Here is a 15,909-nt window from a genome sequence, read left to right as displayed (position 1 = left end):
CTACGCGGTCACGCCACCGTGGCGACGGCCGAGGAGTTCGACCAGCCAGACGGGCAGGAACGCGGGCCGGCGGGGCTGCCCCACCTGGTAGGGGACATAGCCCAGTGAGCCCGCGATCCTGACCTCCTCGGTCGTCTCCGCCTGGTAGACGAGCCGGCAGCGCCCCGACTCGGCCTGCGCACGCTGCCACAGGACGGGCGCCGGCTTGCGTTCCGCCTCGGTACGCGGGGTGAGGATCCGGTCGCCGAAGTCCTGCCAGGCGAAGGGCGCCGAACCGTGCCAGGTGGCATCGACCTCCTTCTTCAGCCGCGCGGCGCGCTCGGCGTCGGTCGTGCCCCAGGCGGGCGGAACGTTGGTGATGAGGCCGACCTTGATGTGGTGTTCACGCAGAGCCCGCAGATAGGCGGCAGCGCCCGGCAGATAGCTGGTGCTGCCGTCGTCCGCCGTGTGCACCAGGGTCTCGCCCAGGTCGAAGTACACGATGGGGCAGGCGCGTTGAGCGACCGTCCGCGCGGCAGCAGGTGCGCCGACGGGACCGCTCGCGCCCACGGGCGCCGCCGCGCTCATGGGGGCGCAGAGCACGGTCGACGCCAGGGCTGCGCCCAGCGCGAGGCCCGCTCGGCCCCAGCCCTTGGAGATGGATCGGTCCATGGCGTCGTCCCCCATCGTTGTGCGCGCCGTTGCTGCGCGTCTGTCCTGTGCATGACATACCGATGCCGCAAAGTCTCTCACGCGATGGCCGAAAACACGGGACGTTTCCCTTTCACCCATGTGATCCGTCGGCCGTCGACATCAACCGGTGACCGTCTCCTTGCGCAGCCCCAGGTAACTCCAGTGCACGCCTGAACGGCCGTGCGGATCCGCTCGTTCGCCGAGGTGGACACGGGCCAGACCGTGACGCCGGGCGAGTCGCACGGTCTCCTCGGGCGTCACATCGAACATCCGCCGCCCCGCCGGGACCGGGCCGTGCCGCAAGGACAGGACCACAAATCCTCCGACCCCGAGCAGATCGGCGATGCCCGCCATGGCCGACGTCCGCTCCCGGTCGTCCAGATGCATCCATACGGCTGTCATGAGGACGAGATGGAACCGCCGGCCGCGACTGCGCAGCACCGCGAGCTCCGGCAAGGAGTCGTCAACCCACTCGATGGCCTGATCGGCGTGGATCCGCCGACCCAGGGAGCGCAGTTCCGCCGTCGGCTCCACGGCCGTGACCCGATGCCCGGAGGCGGCCAGGGCGGCCGCGTCACGGCCACTGCCCGCGCCGATGTCCAGGATGTCGCTGGGCGGGGAAGGGAACAGATGGAGCACATCGCGGTGGACCTCCGCGAAGGAGACGCTCTCGTACTGGGCGACGAGCACGTCGGCGGCTTCGGCGTAACCCGCGGTGCCGGCCGGGGTGTTCGGATGGTTGATCATCGCAGCAGTGTAACGAGCGGTCGTACAACGTCACCTGATGGCCAGTCAGGTTTGATGGGCGCAGGCGGCCGCGCCGGTCGTCACCACCGCCGGCGCACTGTGGCTTTGGTGCCGGTCACCAAAGTGGCCGGCGGAACGTCGTCGGCCACCACGGCGCCCGCGGCGATGACAGCATCGCGGCCGATGGTGACGCCGGGCAGGATCGTGGCGCCGGCGCCGATCCACACGTTCTCCGCCACGTCGATCGGCGCGCCCGTGAGGTACAGCCGGCGCTCCGCGGGATCCACGGGGTGGCCGCCGGTGATGAACGTGACCTTCGGCCCGACCATCACGCGCTCGCCGAGCCGGATGCCCGCGTAATCGAGGAAAGTGCAGTTCTGATTGATGAACACGCGCTCGGCGAGGTCGAGATGGAGGCCGTGGTCCGTGAAGAACGGCGGGTAGATCGTGACGCGCGGCGGCAGGGGCTTGCCGAGGATCTGCTCGAACAGCTCCGCCTTGCCCGCCTCGTCCTCGAAGGGCAGGACGTTCAGGCGTGAGGTGAGCTCGGTCACCCGCAGGACCCTGGCGGTCATCGCCTGGAACTCGGGGCTGTGGATCCGCATGAGCCGATCGCTGGTCATGTCGCGATCCTTTCTGGTGGTGGGCAACTGGCCGCCCAACCAAGGGCGTTGGCGGCATGGGCGAGGAGGGGTGGTTCGCAGCCGGGACGGTCTTGTGAGCGCGCGCGGGGGTCGTCACTCCCGTCGTGCCGCGCCCGGCACCGCCCAGGACGGGAGCCAGGCGGTCTGGGGGAGGGCCGGCAGCCCGGCAAGGTGGGTGATGATCCCGCGGAGCCCGGGGTGTGGGTTGGTGCTGGGCAGGATGAGTGAGAGCGGGTACGCGAGGATCGGGTCCACCACGGGGATCCGGCGCAGGTCGTGGTGGGTCGGCCAGATGTAGCGGTCGCGCGCTCCGACCAGGGTGGCCACGTCCGCCGAGTCCGCGAGGGTGTCCAGGAGTACTTCGTCGCCGAAGTGCGGGCCCGCCGCGTCGATCCGCAGGTCGAAGGCGGTGGTGAGCTCGTCGTAGAACTCCGCCCATTCGCTCCCTGGTGCGATGCCGGGCACCCAGATCCGGTGCTTGCGCAGCTGCCGCGGAGTCACCTTGCGCGCCCCGGCGAGCGGATGTCGCGGGCCGACCAGAAGGTCCAGCGGGGAGTGGAACGCGTGGATCATCTGGACGCCGGGCGGCAGCGCGGCGGGGTCGGTGACGGTGCGGAACGACGCGTCGACGTCGCCCGCCTCGACGGCGGCGACCGCCACGCGCGGATCGTTGGCGCGGAGAGTCACCACGTCGAGGTCGATGCCGGGATGGGAGCGCCAATAGTCGTGCAGGACAACGGCTTGCGCGCTCCGCAGTCCGAGAACGTCGATCCGCAGGGCGCGGGAGCCCGGCCTGACCGCGGCGACGGCGCGCTCGACGCCGGCAACGATGCCCCGCGCGTGAGGAAGGAGCGCCTGACCGTCCAGCGTCAGCTCCACTCCGCGGGTGGTACGCGAGAACAGGCGCACCCCCAGCGAGCGCTCCAGGGCCGCGATCCGTTTGGAGACGGCCTGCTGCGTTACGCCCAGCTCGTCGGCCGCATGCTGGAACTGTCCGAGCTCAGCCGCCCGGACAAACGATCGCAACGCCTCGGTGTCCACGCGCCCATCGTAGGCAACCACAACCAAGGGTTGTGGCTGTGAGCGCCGGGTTGTTCGTGGTGCCGTACGGAGCGGCCGCCACCTGCGGGTGTTCAGCGGGCGTTCAAACGAAGCGTTGTCACCGGCAGCGCGCGGCACGTGACCCCTTCGGCTTCCGATTCCCACCCTCGCGACGCGACGGGGCATGCGCGCAGCGAGCCCTAACGCGACGGAGCATGCAGCAGCGAGCCGTAACGCGTGGCCCGTACCCGCGGCTCCCTTGCGCGTGCCCCTATAGCGCGTGCCCGCATGGCGCGTGCCCTCGGTGCGCGTGCCGCATGGCGCGTGGCCCCGAACGGGTGGACTCGCCGCAGGGCGACTCGGGCGGGGGCCCTCGCGACGCCGGCCCGTGGTCATGCTGCACTCCGTCCCATGACCGTGACTGAAAGAGGCGTCCTCGCATGCGTCGAACCCCCCGCCGTCGGCTGTTCGCCACCGCGCTCCTGGTGGCATCCGTTCTGGCCCCGATGACACCGGCTTCCGCCGTCACGAACGGCACCGTGAGTGGAGCCCGGCACGACCAGGACGACTACGCGCCGGGCGGCCTCGGCCCGAGCCTGACCGCCCGGCTGGACAAGGCGATCGAGGACGTCAGGCAGCAGGCGAACATCCCGGGGGTCGTCGTCGGCCTGTGGATGCCGGGCAAGGGAAGTTACGTACGTGCCACCGGCGTCGCCAACACCGACACCGGCCGGCCGATGACCACGGACTCCTACGTCCGGATCGGCAGCGAGACCAAGACCTTCACGGTCACCGCGCTCCTGGAGCTCGTGGACGACCATCGGATCGGGCTCGACGACCCCATCTCCAAGTACATCCACGGCGTGCCGAACGGCAACCGGATCACCCTGCGCCACCTCGCCGAGATGCGCAGCGGCCTGTTTCCCTACAGCTCCGACCCGGACTTCGTCCACGACCTGCTGAGCGACCCGAAGCGGCCCTTCACGCCGCAGGAGTTGCTGGCGTACGGGTTCAGGCACCCGAATACTTCCGCGCCGGGCGAGCAGTTCCAGTACTCCAACTCCAACCTCATCCTCCTCGGCCTGGTGATCGAGAAGGTCACAGGTCACCGGCTGGCCGACGTCATTCACCATCGGGTGCTGCGGCCGGCCCACCTGGACAACACGCTGTTCCCGCGGGGCGCGGAGTTCCCGATGCCCCACCCGCGCGGTTACACCAACCAGACGCTGAGCGGCGAGGTCGCCGACGCCACTGACTGGAACCCCAGTTGGGCGTGGGCGGCAGGGTCGATGATCTCGGACCTGCACGATCTGCGGCACTGGGCGAAGACGGTGGCCACCGGAGAACTGCTCAGCCCCCGCACCCAGGCCCAGCGGCTCAAGACACTGCCGACCGGTTTCCCCGGCACCAGCTACGGGCTCGGCATCCTGACCACCAACGGGTGGATCGGGCACAACGGTTCCATCCCGGGATACGAGACCGTGACGGTCTATCTCCCCTCGCAGAAGGCCACCCTGGTCGTCATGATCAACACGGACATCACCGTCGACGGTCAGGAGCCGTCCACTCTCCTGGCCCGGGCGATCACGGCGGTCGCCACCCCGGACAACGTCTATGACGGCGCGGTGGTGGCGAACTGAGGTTTGTCGACGTGACGCGTCGGTGAAGTCCGGGCCCGGCCGACGGGCCCGGACTTCTTCGTTCCGCCGAGCGGGACCGGGAGCCGCCCCGGCCGGTGTGCGGCGCGGTGGCCGGTTCGGGCGGCCGGCGACACCCCGGCCGGTTCAGGCGGTGGGTTTGTGCCAAGTCAGCGAGTAACGGCGAAGCACATGGCGGCGATAGCGCACGCCGGGCAGCAGCTGTCGTGCGGCGGCACGTACCTGTCCATAGCTCATCCGCGGGTCGGCGACCGGCATGCCCTTCGGCGCCCTCGCGTGACGCAGGACCTTCGCGACGCGTACGACAGGAGCCGCCGCGATCAGGGTCGCCCAGTCCCGCACTCCCGCCTCGCGCGCCAACCCGACCACCATCAACGTGCCGCCAGGACAAAGGAGTTCACGCATGCGCACAAGCGCGGACTCGAAGTCCATGTGATGGATCGTGGTCACCGAGCAGATGAAGTCGTAACCCCCGACGGGCAGGTCGGCGGCGAGGAAATCGTCCTCGACGAAGGTGAGGCCGAGGTCGCGGCAGTCGGCGGCGAGCTCGCGCGCGCAGGCGATCATCTCCGGTGACCTGTCGATCCCCGTGACGCGCTCCGCCCGCTCGGCGAGCTTTCGCGCGAGCAGTCCGTCCCCGCAGCCCACATCCAGCGCGGCCTCACACCCCGGCGGCACGGCACGGAGAATGCCGGGGTGCCGGGCGACGTTGGTGTTCCAGTACGGCGTGGGATCGGCCGGTGGCATGGGGATCTCCTGTCCGGTCATCTGGGGGGCTGCGTTCCTGAGGATGCGGCCGCGCGGGGCCTTGCGGCATCGGTGCGTGCGACGACAGTAGGCCACCCCCGGCCTGGGTCGCCCCCGGCCTGGGTCGCCCCCAGCGCCGTGGGTCGCCCCCAGCGGTGTGCGGCACCTCCTGCGGCGCGGCCTGGGTCGCCCCGCGCCGCGTGGTCACCCCCGCCGCGTGGGTCCCTCACCTCGCGGCGGGACCTACGCCCGGGTTTGGCGCCGGGCCATCGCGGTCATACGGCGAAAGCGACGCCCCCGGGCCCGCGCCCGGCGAAGCCGCCCGCCGCCCCCGGGCCGGCACCCATATCCCGACGTACGAAGAAAGCCTGAGCACAGACGTGAGCACGCAGACAGAACAGCCGGCGCCGAGCGCGCCCGAGGCCCCGGCCACGCTCAAGCGAGCGCTCGGCACACCGCTGCTGTACTTCTTCATCCTGGGAGACGTCCTGGGCGCAGGCGTCTACGTCCTCATCGGGCAGGTGGCGGCGAAGTCCGGCGGCGCCGTGTGGGTGCCGCTGGCCGTCGCCCTCGGCCTCGCGCTGCTGACTGCAGCCTCGTACGCCGAGCTGGCCACCAAGTACGCCCGCGCCGGCGGAGCCTCGTACTACGCGACGCTGGCCTACGGCCCCTTCGTCGGCTTCTTCACCGGGTTCTGCATGCTGGCGGCCGGCATCGTCTCCGTGGCGGCCCTCGCCCGGGGCTTCGGCGGTACCTACCTCACCGCGTTCGTGCACCTGCCCGTCGCGCTGGTGGCGGTGCTCTTCCTCGCTGCCCTTGCCCTGCTCAACGCCCGCGGCATCAGCGAGTCCACCCGCGCCAATGTGGTGGCCACGGTCATCGAGACCAGTGGCCTGCTCCTCGTCATCGGACTCGGCGTGTGGCTCGTCGTACGCGGCGACGGCGACCCGGGGCGGTTGGTCCAGCTCGGCACCCCCGAGCACGGGCCGGTGGCCGCCGCGCTCAGTGGCGCGGTGCTCGCCTACTACTCCTTCGTCGGTTTCGAGACGTCCGTCAACGTGGCGGAGGAGACCCGCAACCCCCGGCGGGCCTATCCGCGCGCGCTCTTCGGCGCCCTCGGCACGGCCGGGCTCATCTACGCCGCTGTCGGAGCGGCGGCATCCGCGGCCGTGCCCACCGGCGTCCTGGCCGGCTCCGACGGACCGCTTCTTGAGGTCGTCCGGGCGGCGGGGGCGGTACCCGAATGGCTGTTCTCGGCGATCGCGCTGGTCGCGGTGGCGAACGGGGCACTGCTCACCGGCATCATGTGCTCGCGCCTCGCCTTCGGCATGGCCCGCGAACGCCTGCTGCCCGCATTCCTCACACGGGTGCTGCCCCAGCGCCGCACGCCGTGGGCCGCCATCGCCGCCACCACGGCCCTGTCCCTGGTGCTCGCCCTCACCGGCGACATCGAGACGCTGGCGGCGACCTTGGTACTGCTCCTGCTCGTCGTGTTCTTCACGGTCAACACCGCGGTCCTGGTCCTGCGCCGCCGCGATCACTCGGGCAACCCGGACCACTTCCGTGCCCCGGCGCTGATCCCGGTCCTGGGCGCCCTCTCCTGCGTGCTGCTCGCCACCCAGGTCGACGCGGCGGTGTGGCTGCGCGGCCTCGTCCTGCTGGCCGTCGGCGCGGCGCTCGGGCTCGTCTCCACAGTGGTCTCCCGGCGCAAGCGCACGGAGGCGGAGGCGGCGGCGTCCGAGACCGCTGGGGCATCCAAGACCGCTGGGGCATCCGCTGTACCCGGGGTGCCCGAGACCGCGACGCAGCCGCGGGACACGGGCACGGCGCTGGACTGACGACTTGCCCGAACGGTCGGTGCGGCCGATGTGACGATGCGGCGGCCGGTTGCGGGCCGGGACGATCCGCGCTGTCGTGGTCAGGGAGGCCCAGTGCGCCGTACGGGACCGAAGGCCGAAGGCGAGACGCGGACCGTGCCGGGCCGGCGCGCCCGGCTCGTCCACGGTGCGCGCACCCGTACCGCGCTGGAGCGCCCCGGCTCGTCCACGGGGCCGCAGTACGAGGGAACGGCGCCGGGGCCGGTACGGACCCTCCACGCCGCCCCGTGTAGGAACGCCGCCGACGGGAACCGGGAGAGCGGCGGCACACCTGGCCTCATGACTGCTGCCACACGGCGGCACACCTCTGCCACAGGGCGGCACACCGCACCTCACCCCCGGGAGCGCAGCATGAACCCTCGACGGAATCGTTTCGAAGGCCGCACCGCACTCGTCACCGGGTCCTCGCGGGGCCTCGGGCTCCTGATCGCCCGGGAGCTGGCCGCCCGGGGCTGTCGTGTCATGCTCTGCGCCAGGGGTGCCGAGGAGCTGGCCGCCGCGGAATGGAAGCTGCGTACCACGGGGGGCGCGGTCGCCTCGTTCCCCTGCGACATCACCGACGGCGACGCGCCGCGACGGCTGCTCGACGCCGTCCACGAACGGTTCGGGCCGCTGGACATCCTCGTCAACAACGCCGGCATCATCCAGGTGGGCCCGATGGAGACTTTCGAGGAGGAGGACTTCCGCGAGGCGATGGAGACGATGCTGTTCTCGCCGGTGCGGCTCTCCCTTGCGGCGCTGCCCGACCTCCGCAGGAGCGGCGAGGGAACGCTGGTGACCATCTCGTCGATCGGCGGCCGGATCGCCGCGCCGCACCTGTTGCCGTACGTCACGGCGAAGTTCGCCGCCGCCGGGTTCTCCCAGGGACTGCGCGCCGAGCTCACGGGCTCGGGCGTCAGCGTGACCACGGTGTTCCCCGGGCTGATGCGGACCGGTTCGCACACGGCGGCCCGGTTCAGCGGCCGCCCGGGCGCGGAGTACGGCTGGTTCGGCGCGGCAGCCACGCTGCCTCTGCTCTCCATGGACGCCGGACGCGCGGCCCGTGCCGTCGTGCGCGCCGCCGAACGCGGCAGGCCCGAACTCGTCCTCACCCCGGCCGCCAAGATCGGCGTAAAGCTCCAGGGCCTGGCGCCCGCCTCCATGGCCCGCCTGCTGTCGGTGGCGGACCGCGCGTTGCCCGAAGCCGGGGAACGACCGCGCCGTGACGTGCCGGGCGCCGCAGCGGCAGGACAGTCCAGGCTCCCGCGCTGGGTCACCACGCTCGGCGACCGCGCCGGCCGCCGCCTCGGCGAACCCCGCCCTCACAACTGACCCGAGCGCAAACCCCGGCCTCACAAGCGGCCGCGCGGGCAAGGCACTTGCGAGGGTGCACCGCACGCGCCCCGGCCCCAGCTCCGACCGGGCCACCGGGCAGCCCGTCCCGGCTCACGGGGTGACCGGCGCCGGAGCAATCCAGGTGCACGGGGTGATCGGCTTGAGGGACACTCGCGCGGTTCGGGGCGCCTCGGGAGCCCGCCGGCCGGTCGGCGGGCGGGCCCAACTGGTCGATACGTCAGCCGACTTCGGGCATCAGGCGTCCGTAGGGGTGTCGGTCACGGTCACGCTGACCGGTGTGCCCGCCTCGATGGTGCGGCTGACCGTGCAGAGGCGGTCGTGCGAGGTTTTCACGGCTCGGGGGAGGATCGCGCGGGCGCGGTCCCCCGACGCCCCGTCCGGGAACGCGGCGGAGAAGGCGACCGCGAGGTCCGACAGCCGGTTGCCGGACTCGTCCTCGACCTTGTTGCCCGTCACGGTGAGGGAGAACGTGACCGGATCCGCGTGGCGACTCGTGGCGACCTCGACATCGGCTGCGGTACAGCCGCCGATCGCCGCGAGGAGGAGTTCGACCGGCGTGAAGTCGGTGCCCGACCCGGTGCTGAAGGTCAGCGTGCCGCCGCGGGCATTGGTCGCGGTGAACCGGCCCGGGCCGGCCCGCTCGATGGTGACGGAACGCAATGAGTCGTTGGTCATGGCGACGACGGTAGCCTCACGCCGCACGAACCGTCCGCATGCCCGCCCGCAGTGCCGAGAACTGGGACGCGACGCGGCAGTCGTACGGCGTACGGCGTACGGTCCGCGCATCCGCCCCGCAGTGATGGGGTACGGGGCTTGCTGTACAGGGCGTCGCGAAAGCGGCCATGAGCGAAGGGCGTCGGGACATGATTCGGAAGTTGCAGGCGATCGCGCTGGACTGCGCCGATCCGGGACGGCTGGCGCAGTTCTACGCGGAACTGCTCGGCGGCCGCGTGGTCGCGGACGCGTCGGATCCCGACTGGGTGGAGGTCCACGGCTTCGAGGGGACGCCCCTCGCCTGCCAGCGGGTGGAGGGCTACCAGGCCCCCGAGTGGCCCGGCCAGCAGCGTCCGCAGCAGCTGCATCTCGACTTCGACGTGGACGACCTGGACGGCGAGGAGAAGCGGGCCATCGCCCTCGGTGCGACCGTGCTTGAGCGCACGGACCAGATCCAGTCGGACGCCAACTGGCGGGTCTACGCGGACCCGGCCGGGCATCCGTTCTGCCTCTGCTTCCACTGAATCCGCCGGGCTCCGCACGGCAGAGCCCGGAACACCGGCACTGAAACCCGGTGCAGGGACGGGAATTGCCCACTTTCGAGGGACACCGGGCTCCGGGGCGACCTCGCTACGATCGGCGGCACTCCTGGGGGCCCTGAAATTTCAGCGGCGGGGCACCTGCCTGCGCCGCCGGACCCCGGGAGCCCCACGATGCGCGGTGCCGGCACGGGCACAGCGCAGGTCACGCGAGGGAAGGCGGCCGCAGATGGCGATCCACGACAACGGGGTGCGAGCTGAGGAGATCACGGGCGCGGTGTGGGTGAAGGCGACAGCGAGCGACGCCTACAACGACTGTGTCGAAATTGCGCGGCTTCCCGACGGCGAGGTGGCGGTGCGCAACTCCCGCTTCCCCGCGGGCCCGGCGTTGATCTTCACCTCCTCCGAGCTGGCGGCCTTCCTCGACGGGGCGCGGAAGGGCGAGTTCGACGGGATGGTTGGCTGAAAGACCCCGGACGCGGGTTGTGGTGGCCACCTTGGTTCCTCAGGATGGGCGGGTACCGGCGACGGTCGCCGTGTGTGGGAGGAATCAGGGTGGCCGCACGCGTTCTCGATCCGGTTCCGGATGAGGAGCCGGAGAACCAGCTCCTGGGCGCCGCGCCGCCCGCGCGCGTACTGGGAATGAAGCTGCGGGCGATGCGGGCCGCCAAGCAGCTGCGCGGCAAGGACGTGGTGGCCGCCGGGGTGATCAGCTCGACGTCGATGCTCAGCCGGTACGAGACGGGCAGCAGGGCCGCAAGGCCCGACCTGTCGACGGTGGTGCGGCTCGCCACGTTCTACGGCCGTGCCGACGAGGAGTCGGTGCGGACCCTGACGCGCCTGTTCAACGACGCGAATCAGGGCCGGTGGTGGACGGACTACCGCGATGTGGTGGACACGTCGCTGGACGAGCTCATGACCGTGGAGTGCGCCGCCAAGGAGATCCGTACGTACTCCGGCTCACTGGTGCCCGGGCTGTTGCAGACCCCCGACTACGCCCGCGCCATCATGCAGGTCCCCTACCTCGGCAGGCCGGACCACCCGACGATCGAGCGTCGGTGGGAGGTGCGGCGCCGCCGCCAGCAGCTGCTGGAATCACCCGAGGCGCCGGACTATTCGGCGGTGATCGGCGAGGCGGCCCTGCGTGCGTGGGTGGGCGGCCGCAAGGTGATGCGCGGGCAGTTGCGGCACCTGTTCAACCTGGCGGAGAACCGCGACCGGGTGTACATCCGGATCTTCACCGACCGGGCCTGGGAGAAGGTGTGTCCGCTGACCGTCGCGATGACCGTCTTCAAGTTCGCGGCGCCGGGCGAGCCCGACATGGTCTACAGGGAAGGGATGAACAGCGGCGGCGCCTGGCTGAGCGCCGCCGCCGATGTCGACCTGCATGCCGCGTCGATGCTGGAGCTGATCCAGCACAGTCTCGGCAAGGAGGAGACGCTGACCCGGCTGGACCGGCTCATCAGGGGCTTCGCCGACGAACGCTAACCCCGGACGATTTTGCCGATCCCGCCGTACTCGATCCACTCCTGGGTGGCCTGACGCGGCGCGATGTCGGTGTCCGGGTACCAGGTGGACACCTCGACGGGCTCCTCGGCCTTCTGAAGGATGAGACCGTCGAAGTAGCGCCTGACCTCCGCCGTGGAGCGTACGCGTCCCCAGGTGCCACCGGTCGCCCGGCGCATGAACTCGGTTACGCTCTCGCGCAGTTGGGCGTTGTCACTGGTGAGCTGCGAGATGACCAGGTAACTGCCGTCGGGCAGCCGGTCGGCGACCTGCTCGACCAGCCGCCAGGGGTCGTCGTCGTCCGGAATGCAGTGCAGGACGGACACGAACAGGGCGGCTACCGGCTCGCCCTCCTCCATCAGCCGGCGCACCTCGGGGCGCTGGAAGTTGCCGTCGACGTCACGCATGTCCGCTTCGATCACCGCGGTGGTCTTCAGGTCCTCGGCGAGCATGAGCCGGCCGTGCGCGTGCACGAGCGGGTCGTTGTCGATGTAGACGACCTGGGCCTCGGGCTGGGACTCCTGGGCGACCTGATGGACGTTGGGGCGGGTGGGCAGCCCGGAGCCGTGGTCGAGGAAGCGGCGGATGCCGCACTCCTGGGCGAGGTAGCGCACCGACCGGACCAGGAAGGCCCGGTTGATCAGCGCGAGTTCCCGGGTGCTCGGCGCCATCTCCAAAAGCGTCCGGCATGCGGCCCGGTCCGACTCGTAGTTGTCGGTCCCGTCGATGAGGAAGTCGTACATGCGCGCCACGCTGGGGGTGCTGACATCGATGGAAATGGCTCTCTCCCTCTTCAGGCGCAGCCGTGCCCAACCGGGCCGCGCACACTGCCGGTTGACAGGAGAGACATGGTAGAAGCGGGCGCGGGGCGTCGACCAGTCCGCTCGGGGGTGACAGGGGCGCACGAGGGAGCAAACCGGACGGCGGGGGAGGGGGAGTGGCCGTGGTCCGGGGGAGCTGTCAGCGCCGTTTCCCGCGTTCGCCGCGCGGCTCATCCCCTACGGAGAGGGGGACGCGGGATGCCGGGGACGCCCAGGACGCCGGCGATGCGGAGGGCGGGGGTGTCGTGCGGGAGGTGAGAAGGCGTATCGCGCCGCCGAGCCGAACGGTGAACTCCGGCACATCCATCCCCATCACCGCCGCCGCGTCGGCCACCGACAGTCCAACGCGGTAGCGGAGCACCAGCATGTCCGTCTGCTCCGGCGTCAACTGCTCGCCAAGCAGCGGCATTTGGGCTCTCGCCGCGATGTACGAGGTGATCAGTGACCAGCATGCCGCCGTCGGCGACGCTTCCCGCAGCACGATGTGCCAGCGGGCCGCCAGGTTCTCCAGCGCGGCCCGGACGGTGAGATCCGCTGCTTCGACGCTGTGCAGCCGGACCCGCGCGTAGCGGAGGTAGATGCCTGCGTACCGCGTGCGGAACGCGTCGAAAGCGACCCGCCGAGCGTTCGCCGCTCCGAACGCGCAGGCGCCGGGGCGCCGGCCAGGATCGAGGCGGCGGGGCGGCAGGTCTCGGAGTTCTGAGGGGTGGTGGAACCGTCCCGATGGCATCGCGGCTCCTCGCGGGCGGGGTGGGCAGGGTCCGATGAGGCCCGCCGGGCGGCTCTCGCACCATGACCGAAAACCGTGGCGGCCCTCCTGCGGGCAGCCCGGACATGGGCCACGAACGCAGCCGCCCCGCCGGGGGCACCCGGCGGCGGACCACCTGCGGGTGATCCGCAGGTAATCAGCACCGCGTCGGCGTTGCCATGACAGGAAATCCCTGAAAGTGGAACGGGAACTTCTCCCGGCACCCCTCTCCCATCGTCCCAATCCGCCCCGTAGCTGTCGCCCGCAGTCATGGGCCGGGTCCGTCTGATCGCGTGAGGTCAGGTTCGATCAGGAACCGGTGCTCTTCGCGGCGACGGCGTCGGCTCTTTGTGCAAGCCGGCCTCCGTACGCGCACCCCGATGCAACCCGAACGTATGAACATAGGAACACCGTCACCAACGCTTCCCGCAATTTCACGCAGGCGCAGGCGCAGGCGCAGGCGACGCAGGCGGCTTCGGCTGCGACACCTGCACCGCCCGAACGGGTTGGGTAGCGTGAGGCGTTCGCATGTTCCCCCGCCCCATGGAGTGGCCCATGTACGTTCGCCGGATCGTTCCCAACTTCCAGTCCGAAGGCCCGGCCCTCGCCGAGAGCGCCGACTTCTACGGTGCGCTCGGCTTCGAGGAAGTGATGAATCACGGCTGGATCGTCACGCTCGCCTCAACGGACAACCCCGCCGTGCAGTTGAGCCTGATGTCCAAGGACCGGACGGCTCCCGTCGCGCCGGACGTGAGCATCGAGGTCGAGGACGTGGACGCGGTGCACCGGGCGATGGTGGAGCGGGGCGCCGAGATCGTCCATCCCCTGACGGACGAGGACTGGGGTGTGCGCCGCTTCTTCGTGCGCGACCCGAACGGCCGGGTGATCAATGTCCTCAGTCACCCCTGAGCGTGGGCGGGGCGTGTCCGTGGTGCGGCCGAACGCCCCAGGTACGCAGGCCGTTCATGTGGCCGCGCCCTGTGCGCGAGCGGGGGCGGGCGACGGCCGGGGTGTGGACACCGACAGGGCCGTGAGGTAGTCGCGCAGGGCCTTTCCTGCGTGGGACAACGGGAAGCGGGCGCCCAGCTGTCCGTCGGGACGAATGACGAAGCCGGTCGGCCCCTCGGGGCGGTAGAGCCGCGCGAACTCGCCCGCCGCGTCCAGGTATCCGGGCACCGGCAACCATGTCGGGTCCCACAGGTCCGGTGCCGTACCGGACACGTCGGCGCTCCTGGCCGGGGCGACGATCGCGACGGTACGCGACCCGGGGCGTGCGGGGGAGAAGCCCCCCGCCCCGAGAGCGATGGCCGATATGACGGCTTCGGCAGCTTCGGCAGCTTCGGCAGCTTCGGCGGCTTCGGCGGCTTCGGCGGCTTCGGCGGCTTCCGCGGCCTCGCTCGCCGCGGTGGCTTCGGCCGGGGATCCCGCATCGGCCGGGACGGGCAGATACAGGAGCACGATGTGCCCCGGGCACCCGCGCAGGATGTCGAGCAGACGCAGCCGGTAGGCGGTCAGGGGCGGTGCGGCCAGCCCGCCGCAGTCCGGCGCGCGGTCGCCGGGCTGGGGCGCGTCGGCCGGTCCGTACGGGCTGCCGGCCAGCGGACCGCCCCGGTACCCCACCAGCAACTGTGCCTCGCGGAGCATCAGGGACTCCGGGTCACCGGGGGCCGCCTGGACGCCGTGCACGGCATGCCGCACCGTGCGTCCCACGACCTCTTCGCCGACCGGACGGCGCTCGGCGTCGTAGCTGGCGAGCAGGGCGGGGGCCGCCGCGCCCCGGACGACGAGTGCGATCTTCCAGGCCAGGTTGCAGGCGTCCTGGATGCCGGTGTTCATACCCTGGGCGCCGGTCGGCGGGTGGATGTGGGCCGCGTCGCCGGCGACGAAGACGCGTCCCTCGCCGTAGCGGTCCACGATCCGATGGCTGATGCGGAACACCGAGGACCAGCGCATACGGGACAGGGTCGTCGAGGCGGGGGCCAACCGGTCCACGACGGTGCGGATGTCGGACAGCTCCGGGGCGCCGACGGCCCCACCCAGGCCGTGCGCCACGTCGTCGGCGTCCGCGTCCGTACCCGCCGTCGCCGCGGCGAGGTCCTGGTCCGGCCGCTGCACGGACCGCCGGCCGGCGAGTTCGGCCGACAGGTCTGCGGGGGCCCGCATCGACAGACGGTACCGGGCAGCGCCCGGCAGCGGGACACACACCAGGACGTCGTCGACGGAGCCGTCTTCGGCATGATGGCTGGAACGCACGCTGTAGCTGGGCGGCAGGTCCCAGTCCACTTCGACGTCGGCCAGCATGAACTCCTGGGGGAACGCCCCGCCCTCGTAGGAGAGCCCGAGCCCCTTGCGCACCGTGCTGTGCGCGCCGTCGCAGCCCACGACATAGCGTGTCCTGAACTCCTCCTGGGCGCCGGACGCGGTACTCAGCAGCGCGGTCACCCCGTCCTTGTCCTGATGGAAGGACAGGAGTTCGGTGCCGCGTTCGACGACCGTGCCCAGCCCCGTCAGGTACTCCTCCAGGAGGCGTTCCGTCTCGTACTGCGGCAACGCGGCGAATCCGTACGGTACTTCGGGCGGCAGGGCGAGGTCGACGCGTGCCTGTTCGGCGCCGTTGACGTATGTCAGCTGACCGCGCAACGGGACGGCGGCCTCCAGAACGTCGCGCACCAGACCCATCCGGTCCCAGATCTCCAGGGTGCGCGGCTGGATGCCCACGGCTTTGGCATACGGGAGCCTGGCCGGCAAGCGGTCGATGAGCCGGCAGCGCACTCCGTGCCGGGCGAGCTCGGCCGCCGCGCTCAGACCGACCGGGCCTGCGCCGACGATCAGCGCCGAGGGGGTGTCGGTATGTGCCATG

At 71.2% G+C, this 15,909-nt stretch carries 16 protein-coding genes; 7 read left to right on the top strand and 9 right to left on the bottom strand.

The window, feature by feature from the left end; genetic code table 11:
- The 4 genes from ACGFW5_RS27550 to ACGFW5_RS27535 all read right to left on the bottom strand — a co-directional run bounded on the left by ACGFW5_RS27550 (position 1) and on the right by ACGFW5_RS27535 (position 3,104).
- On the bottom strand, positions 1–651 hold the full coding sequence (locus ACGFW5_RS27550; protein ID WP_393836982.1) for a hypothetical protein: 651 nt from the start codon (positions 649–651) through the stop codon (positions 1–3).
- 141 nt (positions 652–792) lie between these two features.
- Positions 793–1,419, bottom strand: coding sequence for a class I SAM-dependent methyltransferase (locus ACGFW5_RS27545; protein WP_393836981.1), 627 nt, complete (start codon positions 1,417–1,419; stop codon positions 793–795).
- Positions 1,420–1,499: 80 nt separating this feature from the next.
- Positions 1,500–2,042 carry a DapH/DapD/GlmU-related protein gene (locus ACGFW5_RS27540; RefSeq protein WP_393836980.1) on the bottom strand — a complete coding sequence of 181 codons (543 nt, stop codon included), beginning with the start codon at positions 2,040–2,042 and terminating at the stop codon, positions 1,500–1,502.
- A gap of 114 nt (positions 2,043–2,156) precedes the next feature.
- Positions 2,157–3,104 (bottom strand): LysR family transcriptional regulator, encoded by a 948-nt coding sequence (locus ACGFW5_RS27535; protein WP_393836979.1) that lies wholly within the window; start codon positions 3,102–3,104, stop codon positions 2,157–2,159.
- Between the two features lie 440 nt (positions 3,105–3,544).
- On the opposite strand from ACGFW5_RS27535, the gene ACGFW5_RS27530 reads away from it, so the two are divergent.
- A complete protein-coding gene (locus tag ACGFW5_RS27530; protein ID WP_393836978.1) occupies positions 3,545–4,744 on the top strand; it encodes a serine hydrolase domain-containing protein in 1,200 nt (399 codons plus the stop codon).
- Between the two features lie 144 nt (positions 4,745–4,888).
- Here the strand turns inward: ACGFW5_RS27530 and ACGFW5_RS27525 are convergent, their stop codons facing one another.
- Positions 4,889–5,530 (bottom strand): class I SAM-dependent methyltransferase, encoded by a 642-nt coding sequence (locus tag ACGFW5_RS27525; protein WP_393836977.1) that lies wholly within the window; start codon positions 5,528–5,530, stop codon positions 4,889–4,891.
- Positions 5,531–5,889: 359 nt separating this feature from the next.
- Between ACGFW5_RS27525 and ACGFW5_RS27520 the strand changes: the two genes are divergently transcribed.
- A complete protein-coding gene (locus ACGFW5_RS27520) occupies positions 5,890–7,347 on the top strand; it encodes an APC family permease (RefSeq protein ID WP_393836976.1) in 1,458 nt (485 codons plus the stop codon).
- Positions 7,348–7,737: 390 nt separating this feature from the next.
- Positions 7,738–8,697: an SDR family NAD(P)-dependent oxidoreductase gene (locus tag ACGFW5_RS27515; RefSeq protein ID WP_393836975.1), complete on the top strand. Its 960-nt coding sequence runs from the start codon at positions 7,738–7,740 to the stop codon at positions 8,695–8,697.
- Positions 8,698–8,955: 258 nt separating this feature from the next.
- On the opposite strand, the gene ACGFW5_RS27510 is transcribed toward ACGFW5_RS27515, so the two are convergent.
- A complete protein-coding gene (locus ACGFW5_RS27510; RefSeq protein WP_393836974.1) occupies positions 8,956–9,396 on the bottom strand; it encodes an OsmC family protein in 441 nt (146 codons plus the stop codon).
- A gap of 188 nt (positions 9,397–9,584) precedes the next feature.
- Here ACGFW5_RS27510 and ACGFW5_RS27505 point away from each other — a divergent pair, with 188 nt between their 5' ends.
- The 3 genes from ACGFW5_RS27505 (at position 9,585) to ACGFW5_RS27495 (ending at position 11,462) form a co-directional block, all read left to right on the top strand.
- Complete coding sequence (locus ACGFW5_RS27505; RefSeq protein ID WP_393836973.1) at positions 9,585–9,959, top strand: VOC family protein; 375 nt, start codon at positions 9,585–9,587, stop codon at positions 9,957–9,959.
- Positions 9,960–10,203: 244 nt separating this feature from the next.
- Positions 10,204–10,440, top strand: coding sequence for a DUF397 domain-containing protein (locus ACGFW5_RS27500; protein ID WP_393836972.1), 237 nt, complete (start codon positions 10,204–10,206; stop codon positions 10,438–10,440).
- A gap of 89 nt (positions 10,441–10,529) precedes the next feature.
- The gene (locus ACGFW5_RS27495; RefSeq protein WP_393836971.1) at positions 10,530–11,462 is read left to right on the top strand and encodes a helix-turn-helix domain-containing protein; all 933 of its coding nucleotides are present in this window, start codon (positions 10,530–10,532) and stop codon (positions 11,460–11,462) included.
- Here the strand turns inward: ACGFW5_RS27495 and ACGFW5_RS27490 are convergent.
- Positions 11,459–12,283, bottom strand: coding sequence for an SAM-dependent methyltransferase (locus ACGFW5_RS27490; protein WP_393837000.1), 825 nt, complete (start codon positions 12,281–12,283; stop codon positions 11,459–11,461). The two genes, ACGFW5_RS27495 and ACGFW5_RS27490, sit on opposite strands and share 4 nt — an antisense overlap.
- A gap of 157 nt (positions 12,284–12,440) precedes the next feature.
- The gene (locus ACGFW5_RS27485; RefSeq protein WP_393836970.1) at positions 12,441–13,031 is read right to left on the bottom strand and encodes a hypothetical protein; all 591 of its coding nucleotides are present in this window, start codon (positions 13,029–13,031) and stop codon (positions 12,441–12,443) included.
- A gap of 573 nt (positions 13,032–13,604) precedes the next feature.
- Here ACGFW5_RS27485 and ACGFW5_RS27480 point away from each other — a divergent pair.
- Positions 13,605–13,958 carry a VOC family protein gene (locus tag ACGFW5_RS27480; protein WP_393836969.1) on the top strand — a complete coding sequence of 118 codons (354 nt, stop codon included), beginning with the start codon at positions 13,605–13,607 and terminating at the stop codon, positions 13,956–13,958.
- Between the two features lie 54 nt (positions 13,959–14,012).
- On the opposite strand, the gene ACGFW5_RS27475 is transcribed toward ACGFW5_RS27480, so the two are convergent.
- Entirely contained in the window at positions 14,013–15,908 is a 1,896-nt protein-coding gene (locus ACGFW5_RS27475) for an FAD-dependent monooxygenase (RefSeq protein ID WP_393836968.1), read from the bottom strand.
- Position 15,909: the final 1 nt, after the last annotated feature.

The organism is Streptomyces sp. NPDC048416 (genome assembly GCF_043200435.1).
GTDB lineage: Bacteria > Actinomycetota > Actinomycetes > Streptomycetales > Streptomycetaceae > Streptomyces.
This window is presented reverse-complemented; position numbering and strand designations above follow the sequence as displayed.

What these genes read in the sequence shown, in the direction of transcription:
- ACGFW5_RS27480 (WP_393836969.1), top strand. Translation starts at nt 13,605, where the DNA reads ATGTACGTTCGCCGGATCGTTCCCAACTTCCAGTCCGAAGGCCCGGCC.
- ACGFW5_RS27550 (WP_393836982.1), bottom strand. Translation starts at nt 651, where the DNA reads ATGGACCGATCCATCTCCAAGGGCTGGGGCCGAGCGGGCCTCGCGCTG.
- ACGFW5_RS27525 (WP_393836977.1), bottom strand. Translation starts at nt 5,530, where the DNA reads ATGACCGGACAGGAGATCCCCATGCCACCGGCCGATCCCACGCCGTAC.
- ACGFW5_RS27515 (WP_393836975.1), top strand. Translation starts at nt 7,738, where the DNA reads ATGAACCCTCGACGGAATCGTTTCGAAGGCCGCACCGCACTCGTCACC.
- ACGFW5_RS27485 (WP_393836970.1), bottom strand. Translation starts at nt 13,031, where the DNA reads ATGCCATCGGGACGGTTCCACCACCCCTCAGAACTCCGAGACCTGCCG.
- ACGFW5_RS27510 (WP_393836974.1), bottom strand. Translation starts at nt 9,396, where the DNA reads ATGACCAACGACTCATTGCGTTCCGTCACCATCGAGCGGGCCGGCCCG.
- ACGFW5_RS27545 (WP_393836981.1), bottom strand. Translation starts at nt 1,419, where the DNA reads ATGATCAACCATCCGAACACCCCGGCCGGCACCGCGGGTTACGCCGAA.
- ACGFW5_RS27540 (WP_393836980.1), bottom strand. Translation starts at nt 2,042, where the DNA reads ATGACCAGCGATCGGCTCATGCGGATCCACAGCCCCGAGTTCCAGGCG.
- ACGFW5_RS27505 (WP_393836973.1), top strand. Translation starts at nt 9,585, where the DNA reads ATGATTCGGAAGTTGCAGGCGATCGCGCTGGACTGCGCCGATCCGGGA.
- ACGFW5_RS27530 (WP_393836978.1), top strand. Translation starts at nt 3,545, where the DNA reads ATGCGTCGAACCCCCCGCCGTCGGCTGTTCGCCACCGCGCTCCTGGTG.
- ACGFW5_RS27500 (WP_393836972.1), top strand. Translation starts at nt 10,204, where the DNA reads ATGGCGATCCACGACAACGGGGTGCGAGCTGAGGAGATCACGGGCGCG.
- ACGFW5_RS27475 (WP_393836968.1), bottom strand. Translation starts at nt 15,908, where the DNA reads ATGGCACATACCGACACCCCCTCGGCGCTGATCGTCGGCGCAGGCCCG.